Here is a 16,804-nt window from a genome sequence, read left to right as displayed (position 1 = left end):
GGGGCTGGTGGGGGCGGCCTTCGGGCTGGGGCTGATGCTCGGCCCGGCCCTGGGCGGCCTGCTGAGCGCCTACGGCCTGCGCGCGCCGGCCTTCGCGGCCGCCGGCCTGGCCCTGCTCAACGTCGTCTACGCCCTGGCGGCGCTGCCCGAGTCGCTGCCCGCCGAGCGGCGCTCGGCCCACCCGCTGGACCCGCTGGCCCTCATCCGCCGGCTGGCCGACGCCGTCTCGGCGGCGCGCGTGCGCCCGCTGCTGCTGACGATCTTCCTGCTGAACCTGGCCTTCGCCGGGCTCCAGAGCAACTTCGCGCTCTTCAGCAGCGAGCGCTTTGGCTGGGGGCCGGCCCAGAACGGGGGCTTCTTCGCCTTCGTCGGGGTCTGCGCCGTCTTCACACAGGGCTTCCTGATCGGCCGGCTCCAGCCGAGGCTGGGCGAGGCCCGCCTGGCGCTGGGCGGCCTGGCGATCATGTCTGCCGGCCTGGCGGCGGTGGCCCTGGCCGGCCAGGGCTGGCAGCTCTACCCGCTGGTGGGCGCGATGGCCCTGGGCAGCGGGCTGGCCATCCCCGCCCTCTCCAGCCTGGTCTCGCGGCGGGCCGGCGCGGGCGGGCAGGGCGCGCTGATGGGCGGGATGCAGGCGCTGCTCAGCCTGACCCTGGTGCTTGGCCCGGCCCTTGCCGGGCTGCTCTACGACCGGGCCGGCCAGGCGGCGCCCTACCTCAGCGGGGGGCTGCTGGCGGGCGCGGCGCTGCTGGTGGCCTGGGGGGCGCTGCGCCGCTCAGGCGAGATGACACGTTAAGAGGGCATTGCAGGGAGGGCAATCCCTGTCTGCAATGCCCCCTCTATACCTAGAGATCGGGGGAGCGATGACCGAGAAGCTGCACCATCCCACCGTCGAGCTGGTGGCCCGCGCGGCCCTGCCGACGCGGCACGGGTCGTTTGAGATGCATGTCTTCGCCGACGCGGCGGGCGCGGAGCACGTGGCGCTGACGGTGGGCGAGGTTGGCGACGGGGCGCCCGTGTTGGCGCGGCTGCACTCGGAGTGCCTGACCGGCGATGTGTTCGGCTCGCACCGCTGCGACTGCGGCGAGCAGCTGGCCCTGAGCATGGGCATGCTCCAGGCGGCGCGGCGCGGGGTGCTGCTCTACCTGCGCCAGGAGGGCCGCGGGATCGGGCTGGCGAACAAGATCCGGGCCTACGCCCTCCAGGAGCAGGGCCTCGACACGGTGGACGCCAACCGCGCCCTGGGCCTGCCCGACGACATGCGTGACTACCAGGGCGCCGCCGAGGTGCTGCATAGCCTGGGGGTGAGTCAGATCGCCCTGATCACCAACAACCCGGCCAAGATCGCCGGCCTGGAGCGCCACGGAGTGCAGGTGGTGGAGCGCGTCCCGCTGCACATCGCGCCGAACCACCACAACCTGCCCTACATCGCCGCCAAGCGCGAGCGCATGGGCCACCTGGGGTGAAAATAGCCGATAGCCGATAGCCGATAGCCGATAGATCGGCGGCGTTGATTGTGGCTCTGCGCTCTGCGCGCATAAGGGCCTTATGACGTTTTGTGTACTTTTTTGTACTACATTGACATATTTGAGATCTCAATATTATAATTAAAAATACATAAAAGCCATACCCCCCCAGGGTATAAAGGAGACGAGCATGGATCAAACGATGGGGCGATTCGTCGCGTCGCTCGAAGCGCACATGACGCCCGAGGATGTGGTGAACCTTGAGGCATGCATGGACTGTAAGCTCTGCGGGGAGGCGTGCGCATGGTATCTCGCGACGGAGGACGAGAAACTTCACCCGACCTACAAGACAAACTTTGTCCGCGACATCTACCGGCGCTACATGACGATTGAGGGCAAGATCGGCGGGGCGCTCGGCCTCGTCCCCACGCCCACCACGGCCGACCTGCGCGAGCACATGGCCTCCTTCTGGCAGTGTACCGCCTGCGGGCGCTGCACCCTCGCCTGCCCCGCCGGCCTCAGCACCCGCAGCGTGGTGCGCATGGCCCGCGCCGCCTACACCGACTCCGGCCTGAGCCATGAGAACCCGACCCTCGGCTCGATCATCAAGAACCTGGAGACGGTGAACCACAGCTTCGGCCTCAGCGTGCCGCAGGTGCTCACCCGCTACAGCCTCTTCCTCAGCCACAAGCAGGTCGAGCTCCCGGTTGACATCCACGGCGCCGAGACCTTGTTTGTCTGCCCATCGGCGGCCAACACCAAGATCCCCGACTACGCCACCAATGTGATGGAGCTGCTCAACGCGGCCGATGTGAACTACACGGTCTCCTCGCGCATTGCCGAGACGGGCACCGAGGCCGATCATATTATTGTCCACCACGAGCTGACGCGGGCGATCCTGGAGGCCTGGGAGGCCGAGGCCGAGCGGCTCGGCGTGAAGCAGGTGATGGTCGCCGAGTGTGGCTGCGACACGCGCTCGATGTTCTTCGAGGCCCAGGAGCTGCTCGGCCGGCCCTTCAAGTTCCCGATCGTGCTCTTCGACGCGGTGCTGCTTGAGGCGATCGAGCAGGGCGTGCTGCCGGTCGAGAAGAGCGATAAGGCGATCACCTTGCACGACCCCTGCCACTCGACGCGGCTGGCCGGCCAGGCCGACCTGATGCGCAGCCTGCTTGATCAGTGCGCGACGAACTTTATTGAGATGACGCCGAACCGCGAGCACAACTACTGCTGCAACGGCGGGGCCGGCGGCCTGCGCCTGCCCGAGAATACGCCGCTGCGCCGGCAGGCCTCGGTCTTCAAGGCCAACCAGATCAAGAACACCGGCGCCGACTATGTCGTCACGCCCTGCGTGGTCTGTATGCTCACGCTCGACGATGTCTGCAAGACCTACACGCTCGGCACGCAGGCCCCCGGCGAGCGGCCCTCGACGATGATGTTCGAGCTGGTGTACGAGGCGGCCTACGCCGGCCTGGAGCGCCGCGGCGAGCTGGACCGCTTCCGCACGCCGATGCAGCTGCGCGGGCGGGACGCGGCGTTTCTGCGCGAGCACAGCGCGTCGGGCAAGACGGTCGAGTTCCTCCAGAGCTCGCTCGGCGAGGGACTGCTGAAGTGGCTGGCGGCCGACGATGTGGTGAAGCGCTACTTCAGCGCGAACCCCGATGCGGCCCAGAAGCTGGACGCGTTCAGGGAGATCGCGGCGGGCCGGTCGATGGGCAGCATGGCAGCATGATGGTTGGGCGCTAGCATCAATGCAATCTGCAATCTACAATCGGCAATCTGCAATCGTTAAGAGAGGCCAATGATGGAGACATTCCTCAACATCTACACGCCGATCGCGCTGCTGCTCTTCTTCGGCGGCGTGGCGCTGCGCATGGGCCGCTGGGTGAAGGCGATGTTCGTCTACCGCACGGCGCGCGGGCGCAACCGGACCTTCCCGGTGACGAGCAGCAACCTCGGGATGATCAAGGGGGCCGCCGAGGTGCTGATCGGCCCGGTGACGCACTTTCACCAGAAGGCCAACCGCACCTGGAGCCGGGGCTACGCGCTCTACCACGCCGCGATCATCACCGAGGTGACGGGCTACAGCATCTCGACGCTGATCCTGCTGGCGCGCATCGCGCTGGGCCAGCCGGTGCCCGACATCGCCCTCCAGACCGCCGAGAGCTTCAACTACACGCCGGCGAACCTGCTGACGATCGTCTTCGGCAACGGCGAGGAGCTGGCCGCGCACTTCCTCTTCGGCGGCTTCGCGCCGGTCTTCCTGGCGATCACCTGGGTGGCGGTGATCTTCGCGGTGCTGGGCAACCTGCACCTGCTGTTCACGCTGCTGACCCGGCGCAATGCGGCGGTGGTCGCCGACATTGACCGCGCATCGGCGGGGGTGCGGGTCAAGGGCCGGCTCACCTGGGATCGCCTGGCGGTGCGGCTGCTGATCTTCGCGATCATCTGGACCGAGCTGCTGGCCCGCCTGGATGTGGTGCCGGGGATCGTCTTCTTCCACGCCAGCCTGGGCCTGGCCCTGTTCACGCTGTTCCCCTTCACCTACCTCTTCCACATGGTCTACAACGTCGTCGCGCTCTACTACTCGGCCCGCCGGCGCTCCATCCGCGCGATCGCGTAGGGGCGTGACACGGTAAAAGATGATGATTGGTATGTGCGTGCGAGCGAAGCTCGCACGCACATACCAATCATCATTTTCTGTTCCGCCCTATGATCGCCGCGCCCAGGGCGTTGGCCACCCGGTCCGATGTGTGATCCCAGGTGGGCAGATCGGCGGCGCGGGCGCGGGCGGCGGCGGCCATGCGCGCGCGCAGCGCCGGGTCGCCCAGGAGCCGGGAGATCGCCTCGGCCAGGGCGGCCTCGTCGCCGGCGGGCGTCAGCAGGCCGGCGTCGGGGCCGACGAGATCGGGCAGCGGGCCGACGGCGCAGGAGACGACGGGCAGCCCGTGGGCGAGCGCCTCGGCGAAGGCCATGCCGTAGCCCTCGTAGCGCGTCGGCAGGGCGAAGAGGTCGGCCCCGGCGTAGGCCGCCGCGAGCTCGGCGTCGCCCACCGCCCCGCGCACGGCCACCCGCGCGCCCGTGGCCGCGATGCTCGCCCGCACCTCCGCCGCGTACGCCGGGTCGGCGTTGGGCTCGCCCACCAGCTCCAGCACATCGCCCGGCCGCGCCGCCCGCCCCCAGGCCCGCACCAGCTCGACGATCCCCTTGCGCGGGATCCACTGGGCCACGCAGAGTGCGCGCAGGCCCGGATCCCCCTCGCCCCCAGCCCATCCGCCACCAGGGGAGTTAGGGGCGGGCAGACGGCAGGCGGCAGGCGGCAGGACTCTGCATTGGAATGCTGTCCGGCTCCCCCTCTCCCCTGGTGGGAGAGGGGGTTGGGGGGTGAGGGGAGCAGGTTCCAGCCGGTCGTAGCCGCCGGGGGCGACCATGATCCGCTCGCGGGGCACGCCGCGGCCGGTGAGGATCCCCGCGCCGTGGCGGCTCACGGCGATCAGCCAGTCGGCCCGCAGCAGCGGGGACTCCCATTCCAGCTCGCGAGAGTCCTGCTGGCCCGAGGCCACCGACGGCAGCTCGTGGACCATGGCCACCAGGGGCCGGCTGGCCCGCCATGCGTCGAGCCAGGGGGCCACGGCCGCGCGGGCCAGGGCGTCCACGAGCAGCACGTCATAGCGGCGGGGCGTGATCCGCTCGCCCAGGCCGGGCGCCGCCGCCAGCTGGGCCGCCACGTCGGCCGCCGAGGCCACGACCTCGTCCACGATCGCCCCGCTCACCCGCAGCCGCGCGAAGACCTCGCGGTGGTACAGGTAGCCGCCGGTGAGCCGGGATGTGTCGCCCACGGTGATGAAGCAGATGCGCATAGTAAATGTGGAATGTGGAATGTGGAATGTGGAATGTTGATCCATTCCACATTCCACATTCATAATTCCGCCGCGAACGCGGCGTACGCCCCCGGGTTCTCCCAGATCCGCACGGTGAGCGAGCGCAGCCCCCGGCCGCGCAGCGCGTCGGCGAGCTGGCGCCAGCAGTAGCCCGCCAGGTTCTCGGCGGTGGTGTTGATGCCGGCCAGCCCCGGCACCTCGCCGAGGTCGCGGTAGTGCAGCTCGGCCACCAGGGCGGCCACAGCCCCCTGGAGGATGCTGATGTCGATCAGGGTGCCGTCGGGCTTCAGCTCGGGGCCATCGACGGCGGCCTCGATCCGGTAGCTGTGGCCGTGCATGCGGGTGGCCGGGCCGAAGTCGCCAACCAGCCGGTGGGCCGCCTCGAACTGGGCGCTCACGCCGATCTCGTACATTGTAGGCACCCTTTCATAGATTATACGCCAGCACCACCTGCACCACCCCCTCGGCCCCGGAGTCCACCAGGGCGTAGGCCTCGGCGGCGCGCTCCAGGGGCATGCGCCGGCTGATCAGCTCGGCCAGGCGCAGGCGCGGCAGCAGGGCGGCCACCGCCTCAGAGCGGCGGGCGTGGTCCCAGCGCGGGGCGAGGCCGGGGCTGAGCCGGCCCACCTGCGAGCCGCGCAGCGTGACCCGCCCGCGGTGGAAGTGCCCGCCCAGGTCGAGCGTCACCGGCTTGCGCCCGTACCAGGAGGCCACCACGACAGTGCCCTCGTCGAGCACGCACGCGATGGCGCCCTGGAGCGCGGCCGGCGCCCCGCTGACCTCGACGGCCACGTCGGCTGCGCGCCCGCCGTTGGCGGCGCGCAGCCGCTCCGGCAGATCAGGCCCCGGCTCCAGGGCGGCGTCGGCCCCCGCCGCGAGGGCCAGGCCGCGCCGGCTCTCCGCCGGCTCCACGGCGAGCACCCGCGCCGCCCCGGCCATGCGCAGCAGCTGCGTCACCAGCAGGCCGACCACGCCCTGCCCGAAGACGACCGCCGTCTCGCCCAGGCGCAGCGGCGTGTCGTGGACGATATTCAGCGCCGTCTCCAGGTTCGCGCAGAAGACGCCCAGGGCCGGGTCGAGCCCCTCGGGCAGGCGCATAGCCAGCCCCGCCGGCGTCAGGTAGACGCTCTGGTGCGGGTGCAGGCAGAAGACGTGGTCGCCCACGGCGAGCCCGGCCACGCCCGGCCCGACATCGATGACCTCGCCGACGCTGGCGTAGCCATACTTGATCGGGAAGCCGAAGCCGCCGGCCAGGGTCGGCAGATCCAGCGGCAGATCGGGGTCAACCTGGCCACGGTAGACCAGAATCTCGCTGCCGTGGCTGATCGCCGAGGCGATCGCCCGCACCCGGATCTGGCCCGGCCCCGGCGGGGGCACCCGCTCCGCGCGGATCTCCACGGCGCGCGGGCCGGCGAACCAGACGGCGCGGGCACTGATAGTCTCGCTCATGGGTAGACAACCCTCCCCGCGATCACCAGGTCCGCGCCGTAGGGCGTGATGTCCACATCGGCCAGGCTGTAGGCGTCGCCCAGGCGGGCGATGCCCAGGTCGCCCACGGCGTCGGTGCCCGCGCCGAGGATCTTCGGCGCGAGGGTGACGGCCATGTGGGTGGCCAGCCGCATCCGCAGCATGGCGGTGATCAGGCGCGCCCCGCCCTCCACCATCAGCGACCGGACGCCGCGCGCGTCCAGGGCCATGAGCAGCGCGGCAAGCGCGACGCCGCCGCCGGGCGCATCGGGCAGATCCAGCAGCGTCGCGCCGGTCGCCTCCAGTGCCGCCCGCAGATCCGCCGGCGCGCGGCCCGTGTGGGCCAGGATCGTCCCGGCGCCCGCGCCGTCGCGCAGCACGGCGGCGTCCGGCGGCGTGCGCAGGCGGCTGTCGGCCACCACCCGCAGCGGGTCGCGCCCCTCGGCCAGGCGCACCGTCAGGCGCGGGTCGTCGGCGAGCACGGTGCCCACCCCGACCATGATCGCGTCGTGGCTGGCCCGCAGCCCGTGGGAGAAGCGCAGGCTCTCCGGCCCGCTGATCCACTGCGAGCTGCCCGAGGCGGTGGCCGTGCGGCCGTCGAGCGTCTGGGCGTAGCAGAGGGTGACGCGGGGGAGAGTCATGTGCGGCCCCCCCGCTCGCGGCGCTCCCTGCGGCGCAGGATCTCGACGACGGAGCCGGCCATGACCGTGTCGTCGAGGCGCACATTGGGCTTGCGCACGCGCACCTCGACGGCGTGGAGGAGCGGGTGATCGGCCAGCACGGCGGCGGCGATCCGCTCGGCGACGGCCTCGGTCAGCTTGAGCGGCGGCCCCTCGACGATGGCGCGGGCCGCCCGGTACACCTGGCTGTAGTCCACCGTCAGATCCAGATCGTCGCTCTCGCCGGCGGCCCGCAGGTCGAGGTGCAGGGCCACATCGACCACGAAGCGCTGGCCGAGGGTCGTCTCCTCGGGGCGCGTGCCGTGGTGGCCGAAGAAGATCATGCCCTCCAGGATGATGCGGTCGGGGCTCATGGGCTAGCCTTTCTCGGCGGCGAGGCCGTACATCAGCGGCACATCGGGCGCGCCCTCGGGCGGGTACATCCGCCGGCCCTCGCCGGGGCGCATAGCGTCGAATGGCCGCTCGCCATTGACATAGCAGTACTCGCGCAGGGTCAGGATGCGCAGGCCGGCCCCGGCGAGGGCGCTCACCACCTCCCCGACGCCCCAGCGGTAGAGGTAGCAGGGGTGCGGGTTGACGAAGCCCCCGGCGCCGGGGGCGAATCCGGCCGGGGCCAGCCCATCGCCCGCCGCGCCCACATAGTCGCCCACGCCGTCCAGCTCCAGCAGCGCCCCGCCCTGCGGGTAGCCGTGGGCCAGCCGCCAGCTCGGGCTGAGCATGTTCGAGGCCGGGTGGAACTCCATCAGGGCCAGCCGCCCGCCGGGGGCGAGGATGTCCACCACGCCCCGCGCGAAGCCGGCCAGGTCGTGCAGCCAGCAGATCGCGCCATAGCCGAGGTAGATCCGGTCGAACTGCGCGCCGGCGGCCTCGGCCAGGTAGTCGTAGACATCGGCGCGCACGAACCGCGCGGGGATGCCAGAATCCTCGCTGAGCTGGCGGGCGATCCCGATCGCCTCGTCGCTAATGTCCACCCCGGTGGCCGCGGCGCCGAGCGACGCCAGGCTGAGCGTGTCCTGGCCGGCGTTGCAGAGCAGGTGCAGCAGCCGCAGGCCGGCGAGCTCGCCGAGCAGCTCGCGCTCCTCGGGGAAGAGCGTCAGCCCGCCAGCGCGCAGGAAGGCCGCCTGGCCGGGGCGGTGGCTCTGGTGGGCCGGGGCCACGGCGTTCCACGAGCGCCGGTTGGACTCAGTACGCATCGTCGTCGTCATCCTCATCCTCGCTCACGCCGAAGAGGCGCATCCACTCGGCGATCTCAGCCTTGCTCAGCGGGCGGTCGTTGCGCTTCTCGCGCATCGACACGCTCGGACGGGGCGCGTCGAGCGCCTCCAGGCGGCGGGCGAACTCCTGCGCGCTGATCACCGGCACGCCCTGGGCGCGGGCCGCCCCCGCCACCGCATTGTCCGAGCTGACCACGTGCCACTCGTCGCGCCGCCGCACCGCCCGGATGCGCCGGATCAGCTCGCTGTCGGCGTCCGAGGGCGACTTCGCGAAGCGCGCCTCCACCCCGTAGCCGTTCAGGTTGTCCGGGTGCCCGTAGACCCCGCCGTCGAAGATGACGACGACCTTGCGCCCGCGCTTCTTGGTGGCGTACTTGCGCAGGATCATCACCAGCTGCGCCTCGTCGTCCGGGTCGCCCAGGCTGATGCTGCGCATCTGCCCGATCAGGTTGTGTCCATCGATCAGGATCGGCATCGTGTCACGCTACCTCAACCCGCCCCTCCGCCCGGTGCAGTGTCACGCCTGCCAGCCGCGCCCCGGCCAGCTCGTTCGGCTCAAGCTTGTGCAGGCCCTAAAAGCTCCCGCCACTCGCTCAAATCTTCGCCATTATGCCCGCCGCTATAGAGCGTAAAGCTGTTGATCCGGTGATTGTGTAGCTCTGTCACTGAGCGATTCTCATCGGCAAATAGGCCAAGCTGCTGCTCGGACGGGCTCATCGTGCTGAGTGTTGTGTCCGTGCGATCAACAAAATCGCCCATGCGCTCGGTGCCTTTGGTGAAGCGCCGCAGCGTTGCGCTGATCGCCTCCCGGCTCCTGTCGATACCTATCCACTGGCGGCCGAGCACATCTGCGACAGCAAGGGTGGTGCCTGACCCGCTGAAGCAGTCGAGCACCAGATCGCCTGGGTTCGAGGAGGCCTGGATAATCCGCTCAAGCAGGTGTGGGTTCTTCTCGGTGGGGTAGCCGGTGGTATGTACATTCTGGTTTCTCGTGTCGCGGAAGTCATACCAGATATCTTGCACGGGCACGCCTTCGCTCTTGTCGAGGTAGATCTTTCGGCGTGGATTCCCAGTCGGCGACCAGTAGATTTCCCCGCGCGCGTCCATCTCATCGAGTGTCTTTGGAGTGTACTGCCAGTGCTTGCCGGTCGGGGGGGGCACGCCGCGCCAGGGTTTGCCCGTCTCTCCGTTGCGCGTGCCGGGCGCGTGTACCGGCACCTTCTTGTACCTGCGGCCTGTCCCCTCCTCTATATTCGTGTACTCTTTTATCGAGCGTTCCGTTGTCCACGCCTCAACGGGGCGATTCCATACGTAGGTGTCTGACTTTGTGTAGAACAAGATGTAGTCGGCGATGTTGCCATAGGTTTTCTTTGTGTAGTTCTTGTGGCTGCATTTTCTTCTTGTGATCCAATTGCGGAAGTTTTGCGGCCCGAAGACCTCATCCATAATAATTTTGATGTGAAAGGCCATGTTTTCGTCAAGATGCACATAGATTGAGCCGTCTTCTGAGAGCAACTCTCTGAGTAGGATGAGCCGCTTGCGCATGAACTCAATAAAGCTCGCCCCGACCAGCAGATCTTGATAGGCGTCTGCCTGGTCGCGCGAGTGAAAGACACTGTTTGTGGCGAAGGGTGGGTCAATGTAGATCAGTTTGACCTGCCCTCTGACACTGCTGTCGCGCACAAGAGTGGCGAGCAGCGGCAGATTATCTCCATAGTAGAGTCGGTTTGGTGATTCGGGGTGCGCTGTCCATATTGATAGCACATTGCCCGGTGGCGTTGCCAGCACCTCCTGTTCAGATGTCTTTCCTACATAGCTGAGGGTGACACCTGCTGGCAGCTGCTCATGACTCACGAGAGAATCTCCCTGCGCGATCCATTTTGTCTTTGGGTTTCCGGTCGCCATTAGAGAATATCTCCTATGTAGAGCCATGAGGCGCTGATTCGCTCCGGCACCATCCGTAATGTGGTGATCAGCACTTTACCGCCCCAAGCCTCTTCAATCGCAGCATAGTCGTTCCACATTGAGCCGAGAAGTAGCCCGGGGCCATCGTTGAGAAAGATAACCTTCGTCGGTAGATCATGCTGCTGGGCGTAGGTGAGAATCTCTCGCGCGCAGTCGCGATACCCGCCTGTGCGATCATCCTCCTGGGCTCCGCCGCGATCCGAGTCGTAGCGTGCGAGGCCGACGGCCAGAATAGTCGCTTTTCGCTCATCATAGATAATGAAGTCGACTGGCCGCTTGGGGTTGGGGTACTCGCTGAATACCTTGCCAAGCAGGACATCGCGCCCTGCGCGCTCTGGCCCAATGAGCGGGAGGTCAGGGAAACGTGATCTGAAGAGCGTAAAGAATCGCTCAGTCAGATCATAGCCCTTCTTCCCGCGATCTTTGTACTCCCAGAGCAGCGCGCATAACGGTTCGTCGGGGATCGGGCGACTCGAAAAGGCAGCCTGAACCTCGTGGATCGGGCGGAACTCATCCCGGTAGCTCGCGCAGATCTGGGCAGCCTGTGACTTCTTCTTCAGCATCTCGACAGGCGTGCCAGGGCTCACATAACGCTTGAAGACGCGTGAGAGCTGGATACGCATCCAGCCCTCGCGTATATCGGCGATCTGCATGAATAGGCGCTCGGACGACTCAGATGTACGGACAAGACGCCCAAATATCTCTAGCACCGGAGCATAGAGCAGGCAGGCATCAATCAGGATATCAGGGTAGAACTCGCCGCTTGCCAGCGTGATCCAGTTATGGGCGTCTGCCTTGTAGTGCGCGAAGGTTGTTCTCATCTCAGGTGCCGTTGTCATATGTTGTGCCTACGCCTCATCCTAGCACAGAGGTGCGAAATCCGCAAGCGTGTATCCGCTGCGCCGGGAGCTTCCCCTCTCAGTATACCGCCAATACGGGGCTGCAACACTCCCCCCCGTCCCCGCGTCACATCCTCAGCGATGCTAGTGAGGAGGGTAACGATGCAAACTGACACCCCGCCCCGCCCGGCGAACCCGGACGAGACGTATTATTCCGGCAGCCCCGCCCGACGCTGGGGCATCCTGCTGCTCGTCGTCGGCGTGATCTGGCTGGTGTTTGAGCTGACCAGCCGCGGCTCGATCTTCGGCGTGGGCCTGGGCTTTATGGAGCGCAGCGCCGACGCGCCGCCCCAGAGCTTCGCCGCCGCGCGCCTGGTGGTGCGCGGGGCCAACGACACTATCTCCCTGGAGCGCGCCCCCGGCGACAGCGTCACCGTCGCCGCGGTGCGCCACGGCTTCGGCTGGAACGCCGGCGCGGCCCGCGCCGCGCTCGACCGGCTCGATGTGCAGATCACCCAGAGCGGCGACACGCTCACCGTCGAGGTTCGGCGCGCCGCCGGCCTGCCCAGCTTCATCGGCCGCTCGCCCTACGTCGACCTGCGCATCGGCGTGCCCGACGGCCTCGCCCTCGATGTGCAGACGGCCAGCGGCGAGATTGTGGCCGACGGCCTGCGCGCCTCCGGCAGCCTCGCCACGGTCAGCGGCGACATCGCCCTGTCCGACAGCTCCGGCCACCTGAGCGTCAGCAGCACCAGCGGCGATGTGCATATGTCCGGCGCCTTCAGCGGCCCGCAGGTCGAGACGGTCAGCGGCGATATCTGGCTGGAGGGCGCGAGCGGCCCGCTGCGTGCCCACACGATCTCTGGCGACATCAGCCTGCGCGGCCTGCGCGAGGCCCAGCTTGATCTGGAGACGACCAGCGGCGATGTCGATGCCACCGGCGCCCTGGCCGGCACGATCAGCACGATCTCCGGCGATGTCCAGCTGCGCCTGCCCTCCGCATCCGACCTCGCCCTCAACGTGAGCACCGTCAGCGGCGACCTGTCGAGCGACCTGGAGCTGCGCGACACGCAGCAGGACCGGCGGCGTCTGAGCGGAACCCTCGGCGCGGGCGAGGGTGCCCTGACGATCTCGACCACCAGCGGGGATGTGGAGGTTGACGGGGAGTAGCTTGAGATAGGCACGGCCCCGATGAGCGAAGCTCATCGGGGCCGTGCCTTGTCTATCTCAAAAAGATCACGGCGAGCAGGGCCAGCAGGGCCGGCCCGCCCTGGACGTAGAGGATCGAGCGCTTCGCGGTGAGGCCGCCGTAGATCGCGGCGACGATCACGCAGAGCACGAAGAAGAGCTGGATCTGGAGGCCGACGGCCGGGTCGGGGTGGGCCAGCCCCCACAGCAGCCCGGCGGCCAGGAAGCCGTTGTACAGGCCCTGGTTCGCCGCCAGGGCCTTCGACTCCTCGGCGAAGGCCGACGTCGTGCCGAAGATCCGCCGCACCCGCGGCGTCGTCCAGGCGAACATCTCCAGGTACAGGATGTAGATGTGCTCGATCGCCACGAGGCCGACCAGGATCAGGCGTAGCCAGCTGAGCATGCGGTAGCCCCCCTCGGTGTGATGTTCGCTTGGCTCGGTCGCCCATTCTACGCGAGCCCGCGTGGCCTCAGCCCGTGGCCTCGGCCAGCGCCCGCACGGCATGGCAGAGCTCCACGAGCTGCGGCTCGGGGATGGGGTGCGCCGGGCCGTCCTTCAGGAATCTGGCGAAGCTCTGCTCCGAGGCCCCGCCGCCCGCGTGCGGGTTGTGGCTGTGGCTGAACCAGAGCAGACACCCCTCGTAGGTATGAACCCCCTTGTAGCCCCACTGGGTCACGTCCCAGCTCCACTCGTGCCTGGCCTGGAGGCCCGGCTTGGCCGGCGGCAGCGCGCTCATGAAGATCTGCCATGGCGAGAGCCGGGGCGACAGCGGCTGCTGCGGCAGCTCCAGCGCGGCGACGCCGCGGCCCCTGGCGTAGAGAATCTGCCGGGAGCCGCCGAGCACGGCCAGCCCGCTCACCTCCTCGCGGGAGGGCAGCGCCGCCGCGTAGAAGCTGGGGCTCGGCGCGAGGGGCAGCCAGGCCCCGGCCCAGCCCCGCCCCGCCATCGCCAGCACCTGCGAGTCGGCCGACCAGGCCAGCGTGGTGACGCCGGGCGTGAGGCCATCGTAGGCGCCGGGTTCCAGCCTGCCCAGCTCCGCCGTGCCCCGGTACGGCGCGACCTTGACATCCACCGCGCCGAAGCTGGATGCCAGGATCCTCCCGCTCGGCGCGAGCGCGCGCCGCGTCTGGCTGTGGATCGACTCGGAGAGCATGACCGGCAGGCGCGCGCGGCGGGATGTCTCTGGGTACGCCAGCGAGCGGATGCGGCGGCCCTTTGTCTCGGGCCTTGTCTCACGCAGCGCGCCGTCGGCGAGGCCCCAGACATACAGGCCGCCCCAGAGGTTCGCCGCCGCCAGCAGCGATGAGTCGCTGTTTGGGCGGCGAAGCCGCCCAAACCCAATACAACACGCAGTGATCGCCCGGATGTTGTTGAAGAGCAACCGTCGGCTGATGCGATGCCCCTACTCTTCAGGGCATCCGCGCACTACCATGAGCGCACGGTGCCCGATTGTCCCGGCGTGCAGCATCGCCCACGGGCGCCGCGAATACACATAGCCCAAAGGAGTCTGATATGGGAACCATCAGCACCCGTCTGGTCGGCGAGATGCTCTTCGAGAGCCAGATGGGGAATCACAAGCTGACAATCGACGTGCCGCCGTCGATGGGCGGCAGCGACCGCGCCCCGACCCCGCCCGAGATCTTCGTCGCGTCGCTCGGGTCGTGCATCGCGGCGTTTGTCGCGCAGTACTGCAACCGCGTCGGGATCGATGCGACTGACCTGGAGGTCGCGATCGTCTTCGATAAGGCCGACAGCCCGACCCGCCTGACGAACCTGCGCGCGGTGATCACGCTGCCGCACGGCGAGTACGGCAACCGCGAGGAGGCGCTGCGCCGCGTCGCCGAGCACTGCCCGGTCCACGAGACGATCGCGACCATGGGCGGGCTGAACTTCGAGTTTCACGACACCAAGGTAAATGTGTCGGCCTGATCGTAATAAGGCGCGTCCCCGTCCGCCTTTATGTGATGCAGGCATCTGCCTGCATCACATTGTTTTCCCCTGGCGCTTCCCTGGGTGATCATTGAGGCAACGCTTAGGCGCGCCTCATCGGCCTCTTAGCCTGGGCGGCTAGACTGTACGCACGGTGGATTGTTCCTCCGGGTACAGCTAATTCTCAACAGGGAGGCCGCCATGGTGACGCCAACCCGTGTGCTGATAGTCGATGACGACGCCCCGTTCCGTCGCCTGCTGCGCCTGATCCTGGCCGCGCCCGAGCTGGAGATCGTCGGCGAGGCCGCCGATGGCGCGGAGGCGCTGGAGGCCACCCGGCGGCTCGCGCCCGACCTGGTGCTGATGGACAATAATATGCCGGTGATGAGCGGCCTTGAGGCGGCGCGCCTGATGGCGCAGCTGCCGACTCGCCCGGTGATCGTGATGCTCACCAGCGACGCCTCGCCGGAGCTGTGCGCGGCGGCGCTGCGCTTTGGCGTGGGCACCGTCCTGCCGAAGGGCCTCAGCATCAACGCCCTGGGGCATGCGGTGCTGGCGGCTGCCAGCGTGGCGGCTAGGCCGTTGGAGCGCGCGGCATGATGGAACACGCAATGCACCATGCAACATGCAAAAATTTGCATGTTGCATGGTGCATTGCGTGTATACTTGCCGGCGATGAACATCCTGATAACCGGCGGCACCGGCTTCCTCGGCCGGCACGCCGCCCGCCTGCTGCTGCATAGCGGCCACCGCGTGCGGCTCATGGGCCGCGACTTCGCCGAGGTCGCCGACCTGCTCGCCGCCGGGGCCGAGCCCGTCCGCGCCGACCTGCGCGACCACCCGGCGGTGATCGCCGCCTGCGCCGGGGCCGACGCCGTCGTCCACGCCGGGGCGCTCTCGGCGCCCTGGGGGCCGCGCCGCGACTTCCTCGCCGTCAACCTGGGCGGCACCGCCGCCGTGCTCGCCGGCTGCCGCCGCCACGGCGTCGCGCGTCTGGTGGCGATCTCCTCCCCCGCCGTCGTCTTCACCGGGCGCGACCACGTCCTCACCACCGAGGATGCGCCCTACCCGCGCCAGCCAAGCTCGATCTACGCCCACAGCAAGCGCTTGGCCGAGGAGCTGCTGCGCGCCGCGCCCGACGTGCCCGCCGTCACTCTGCGGCCCAAGGCGATCTTCGGGCCGGGCGACCGCGCCCTGCTGCCGAGGATCATCGCCGCCGCCCGCGCCGGCCGCCTGCCGCAGGTGGGCCACGGGCGCAACCTCGTCGATCTGACCTACGTCGAGAATGTGGCCCACGCGATCGCCCTGGCCCTCACGGCAGAGGCCGCCGTCGGGCGCACCTACCACATCACCAACGGCGAGCACGTGCCGCTGTGGGCGCTCATCCGCGATGTGCTGGCCCGCCTGGGCATCCCCGCGCGCCTGCCGCGCGTGCCCCTGCCGGCCATGCTCGCCGCCGCCACGGCCATGGAGGCCCGCGCCGCGATCAGCGGCCGCGAGCCGCTGCTCACCCGCTACAGCGTGGCCATCCTGGCCCGCACGCAGACCTACGACATCGCCGCCGCCCGCCGCGACCTGGGCTACGCGCCGGTGATCAGCGTGGCCGAGGGGGTGGAGCGGACGATGCAAATGTTGAATGCTGAATGTTGAATGTTGAATGCCGGGCATGCCATACGTGCGTGTGTAACCTCCTGTTCGTTGGCCGCAGGGCCATCGGTGCGAGTGAATTGGCCGCATAGATGCCCTACGACCCTGAACGCCACCACCGTCGGTCAATCCGGCTGCGTGGGTACGACTACAGCCAGCCTGGCGCCTACTTCGTGACCATCAATGTCCAGGGTCGGCTACCGCTGCTTGGCTCCATTGAGATGGGAGCGATGCAGCACAGCCCGGCTGGGATGATGGCTGCGGCGCAGTGGCAGGCATTGCCGGAGCGGTTTGCGCATGTAACCCTGGATGTGTGGGTGGTGATGCCGGATCATATACATGGGATCATCTTGCTCCACTCCAACGCCGCACAGCCCGGGCCGGCACTCGGCGGCGTCATCGGCGCATTCAAGTCGCTAACGACCCACGCCTATATTCAGGGCGTCGAAACACAGGGCTGGCCGCCATTTCCTGGCCGCCTCTGGCAGCGCAACTACTACGAGCGCATCGTGCGCGACGAGGCGGCGCTGGAA

20 protein-coding genes are annotated in these 16,804 nt (G+C 68.5%); 9 read left to right on the top strand and 11 right to left on the bottom strand.

Annotated features, from left to right (window positions below; genetic code table 11):
* From K2Z83_RS05985 to K2Z83_RS05970, 4 genes are all read left to right on the top strand, one after another.
* Nucleotides 1–793, top strand: a 793-nt coding sequence (locus tag K2Z83_RS05985) for an MFS transporter (RefSeq protein ID WP_220594273.1), incomplete at its 5' end; no start/stop codon positions are given.
* A 67-nt stretch (nt 794–860) separates the two neighbouring features.
* A complete protein-coding gene (gene ribA / locus K2Z83_RS05980; RefSeq protein WP_220594272.1) occupies nt 861–1,463 on the top strand; it encodes a GTP cyclohydrolase II in 603 nt (200 codons plus the stop codon).
* A 190-nt stretch (nt 1,464–1,653) separates the two neighbouring features.
* The gene (locus K2Z83_RS05975; protein WP_255603389.1) at nt 1,654–3,192 is read left to right on the top strand and encodes a (Fe-S)-binding protein; all 1,539 of its coding nucleotides are present in this window, start codon (nt 1,654–1,656) and stop codon (nt 3,190–3,192) included.
* 69 nt (nt 3,193–3,261) lie between these two features.
* On the top strand, nt 3,262–4,083 hold the full coding sequence (locus tag K2Z83_RS05970) for a hypothetical protein (RefSeq protein ID WP_255603387.1): 822 nt from the start codon (nt 3,262–3,264) through the stop codon (nt 4,081–4,083).
* A 70-nt stretch (nt 4,084–4,153) separates the two neighbouring features.
* Here the strand turns inward: K2Z83_RS05970 and K2Z83_RS05965 are convergent, their stop codons facing one another.
* The 9 genes from K2Z83_RS05965 to K2Z83_RS05925 form a co-directional block, all read right to left on the bottom strand.
* Nucleotides 4,154–5,365, bottom strand: a complete 1,212-nt coding sequence (locus tag K2Z83_RS05965; protein ID WP_220594271.1) for a glycosyltransferase family 4 protein — start codon at nt 5,363–5,365, stop codon at nt 4,154–4,156.
* Between the two features lie 14 nt (nt 5,366–5,379).
* Nucleotides 5,380–5,754: a 6-carboxytetrahydropterin synthase gene (locus K2Z83_RS05960; RefSeq protein WP_220594270.1), complete on the bottom strand. Its 375-nt coding sequence runs from the start codon at nt 5,752–5,754 to the stop codon at nt 5,380–5,382.
* Between the two features lie 13 nt (nt 5,755–5,767).
* The gene (locus K2Z83_RS05955) at nt 5,768–6,790 is read right to left on the bottom strand and encodes a zinc-binding dehydrogenase (protein WP_220594269.1); all 1,023 of its coding nucleotides are present in this window, start codon (nt 6,788–6,790) and stop codon (nt 5,768–5,770) included.
* A complete protein-coding gene (locus K2Z83_RS05950; protein WP_220594268.1) occupies nt 6,787–7,449 on the bottom strand; it encodes a RibD family protein in 663 nt (220 codons plus the stop codon). Before K2Z83_RS05950 ends, K2Z83_RS05955 begins: the two co-directional genes overlap by 4 nt.
* The gene (folB, locus tag K2Z83_RS05945) at nt 7,446–7,841 is read right to left on the bottom strand and encodes a dihydroneopterin aldolase (RefSeq protein WP_220594267.1); all 396 of its coding nucleotides are present in this window, start codon (nt 7,839–7,841) and stop codon (nt 7,446–7,448) included. Before folB ends, K2Z83_RS05950 begins: the two co-directional genes overlap by 4 nt.
* Before the next feature lie 3 nt (nt 7,842–7,844).
* Complete coding sequence (locus K2Z83_RS05940; RefSeq protein ID WP_220594266.1) at nt 7,845–8,681, bottom strand: bifunctional 2-polyprenyl-6-hydroxyphenol methylase/3-demethylubiquinol 3-O-methyltransferase UbiG; 837 nt, start codon at nt 8,679–8,681, stop codon at nt 7,845–7,847.
* Nucleotides 8,671–9,177, bottom strand: a complete 507-nt coding sequence (locus tag K2Z83_RS05935) for an NYN domain-containing protein (protein WP_220594265.1) — start codon at nt 9,175–9,177, stop codon at nt 8,671–8,673. The genes K2Z83_RS05940 and K2Z83_RS05935 overlap by 11 nt, the downstream gene beginning before the upstream one ends.
* An 80-nt stretch (nt 9,178–9,257) precedes the next feature.
* The gene (locus K2Z83_RS05930; protein WP_220594264.1) at nt 9,258–10,607 is read right to left on the bottom strand and encodes a site-specific DNA-methyltransferase; all 1,350 of its coding nucleotides are present in this window, start codon (nt 10,605–10,607) and stop codon (nt 9,258–9,260) included.
* Entirely contained in the window at nt 10,607–11,488 is an 882-nt protein-coding gene (locus tag K2Z83_RS05925; protein WP_220594263.1) for a bstEII, read from the bottom strand. The genes K2Z83_RS05930 and K2Z83_RS05925 overlap by 1 nt, the downstream gene beginning before the upstream one ends.
* 180 nt (nt 11,489–11,668) lie before the next feature.
* Between K2Z83_RS05925 and K2Z83_RS05920 the strand changes: the two genes are divergently transcribed.
* Complete coding sequence (locus K2Z83_RS05920) at nt 11,669–12,676, top strand: DUF4097 family beta strand repeat-containing protein (protein WP_220594262.1); 1,008 nt, start codon at nt 11,669–11,671, stop codon at nt 12,674–12,676.
* Between the two features lie 52 nt (nt 12,677–12,728).
* Here K2Z83_RS05920 and K2Z83_RS05915 read toward each other — a convergent pair whose 3' ends face one another.
* Nucleotides 12,729–13,097 carry a DUF1304 domain-containing protein gene (locus K2Z83_RS05915; RefSeq protein ID WP_220594261.1) on the bottom strand — a complete coding sequence of 123 codons (369 nt, stop codon included), beginning with the start codon at nt 13,095–13,097 and terminating at the stop codon, nt 12,729–12,731.
* 67 nt (nt 13,098–13,164) lie between these two features.
* A complete protein-coding gene (locus K2Z83_RS05910) occupies nt 13,165–14,076 on the bottom strand; it encodes a hypothetical protein (protein ID WP_220594260.1) in 912 nt (303 codons plus the stop codon).
* A gap of 131 nt (nt 14,077–14,207) precedes the next feature.
* Here K2Z83_RS05910 and K2Z83_RS05905 point away from each other — a divergent pair, with 131 nt between their 5' ends.
* The 4 genes from K2Z83_RS05905 to K2Z83_RS05890 all read left to right on the top strand — a co-directional run.
* Nucleotides 14,208–14,624, top strand: coding sequence for an OsmC family protein (locus K2Z83_RS05905; RefSeq protein WP_220594259.1), 417 nt, complete (start codon nt 14,208–14,210; stop codon nt 14,622–14,624).
* Nucleotides 14,625–14,825: 201 nt separating this feature from the next.
* Entirely contained in the window at nt 14,826–15,224 is a 399-nt protein-coding gene (locus K2Z83_RS05900; RefSeq protein ID WP_220594258.1) for a response regulator transcription factor, read from the top strand.
* A gap of 75 nt (nt 15,225–15,299) precedes the next feature.
* Nucleotides 15,300–16,274: an NAD-dependent epimerase/dehydratase family protein gene (locus tag K2Z83_RS05895; RefSeq protein WP_220594257.1), complete on the top strand. Its 975-nt coding sequence runs from the start codon at nt 15,300–15,302 to the stop codon at nt 16,272–16,274.
* An 89-nt stretch (nt 16,275–16,363) separates the two neighbouring features.
* On the top strand, nt 16,364–16,804 hold a 441-nt coding region (locus tag K2Z83_RS05890), incomplete at its 3' end, for a transposase (protein ID WP_220594256.1).

It is taken from the genome of Oscillochloris sp. ZM17-4, from assembly GCF_019599295.1.
GTDB lineage: Bacteria > Chloroflexota > Chloroflexia > Chloroflexales > Chloroflexaceae > Oscillochloris.
Note: the sequence above shows the minus strand (reverse complement) of the source record. Positions and strands in the feature narration are given on the sequence as shown.

Excerpts from the sequence above, each read along its gene's own strand:
- K2Z83_RS05930 (WP_220594264.1), bottom strand. The coding sequence starts at position 10,607 with ATGGCGACCGGAAACCCAAAGACAAAATGGATCGCGCAGGGAGATTCT.
- K2Z83_RS05965 (WP_220594271.1), bottom strand. The coding sequence starts at position 5,365 with ATGGATCAACATTCCACATTCCACATTCCACATTCCACATTTACTATG.
- K2Z83_RS05905 (WP_220594259.1), top strand. The coding sequence starts at position 14,208 with ATGGGAACCATCAGCACCCGTCTGGTCGGCGAGATGCTCTTCGAGAGC.
- ribA (WP_220594272.1), top strand. The coding sequence starts at position 861 with ATGACCGAGAAGCTGCACCATCCCACCGTCGAGCTGGTGGCCCGCGCG.
- K2Z83_RS05920 (WP_220594262.1), top strand. The coding sequence starts at position 11,669 with ATGCAAACTGACACCCCGCCCCGCCCGGCGAACCCGGACGAGACGTAT.
- K2Z83_RS05970 (WP_255603387.1), top strand. The coding sequence starts at position 3,262 with ATGATGGAGACATTCCTCAACATCTACACGCCGATCGCGCTGCTGCTC.
- folB (WP_220594267.1), bottom strand. The coding sequence starts at position 7,841 with ATGAGCCCCGACCGCATCATCCTGGAGGGCATGATCTTCTTCGGCCAC.
- K2Z83_RS05935 (WP_220594265.1), bottom strand. The coding sequence starts at position 9,177 with ATGCCGATCCTGATCGATGGACACAACCTGATCGGGCAGATGCGCAGC.
- K2Z83_RS05940 (WP_220594266.1), bottom strand. The coding sequence starts at position 8,681 with ATGCGTACTGAGTCCAACCGGCGCTCGTGGAACGCCGTGGCCCCGGCC.
- K2Z83_RS05950 (WP_220594268.1), bottom strand. The coding sequence starts at position 7,449 with ATGACTCTCCCCCGCGTCACCCTCTGCTACGCCCAGACGCTCGACGGC.
- K2Z83_RS05975 (WP_255603389.1), top strand. The coding sequence starts at position 1,654 with ATGGATCAAACGATGGGGCGATTCGTCGCGTCGCTCGAAGCGCACATG.
- K2Z83_RS05955 (WP_220594269.1), bottom strand. The coding sequence starts at position 6,790 with ATGAGCGAGACTATCAGTGCCCGCGCCGTCTGGTTCGCCGGCCCGCGC.
- K2Z83_RS05925 (WP_220594263.1), bottom strand. The coding sequence starts at position 11,488 with ATGAGAACAACCTTCGCGCACTACAAGGCAGACGCCCATAACTGGATC.
- K2Z83_RS05915 (WP_220594261.1), bottom strand. The coding sequence starts at position 13,097 with ATGCTCAGCTGGCTACGCCTGATCCTGGTCGGCCTCGTGGCGATCGAG.
- K2Z83_RS05900 (WP_220594258.1), top strand. The coding sequence starts at position 14,826 with ATGGTGACGCCAACCCGTGTGCTGATAGTCGATGACGACGCCCCGTTC.
- K2Z83_RS05960 (WP_220594270.1), bottom strand. The coding sequence starts at position 5,754 with ATGTACGAGATCGGCGTGAGCGCCCAGTTCGAGGCGGCCCACCGGCTG.
- K2Z83_RS05895 (WP_220594257.1), top strand. The coding sequence starts at position 15,300 with ATGAACATCCTGATAACCGGCGGCACCGGCTTCCTCGGCCGGCACGCC.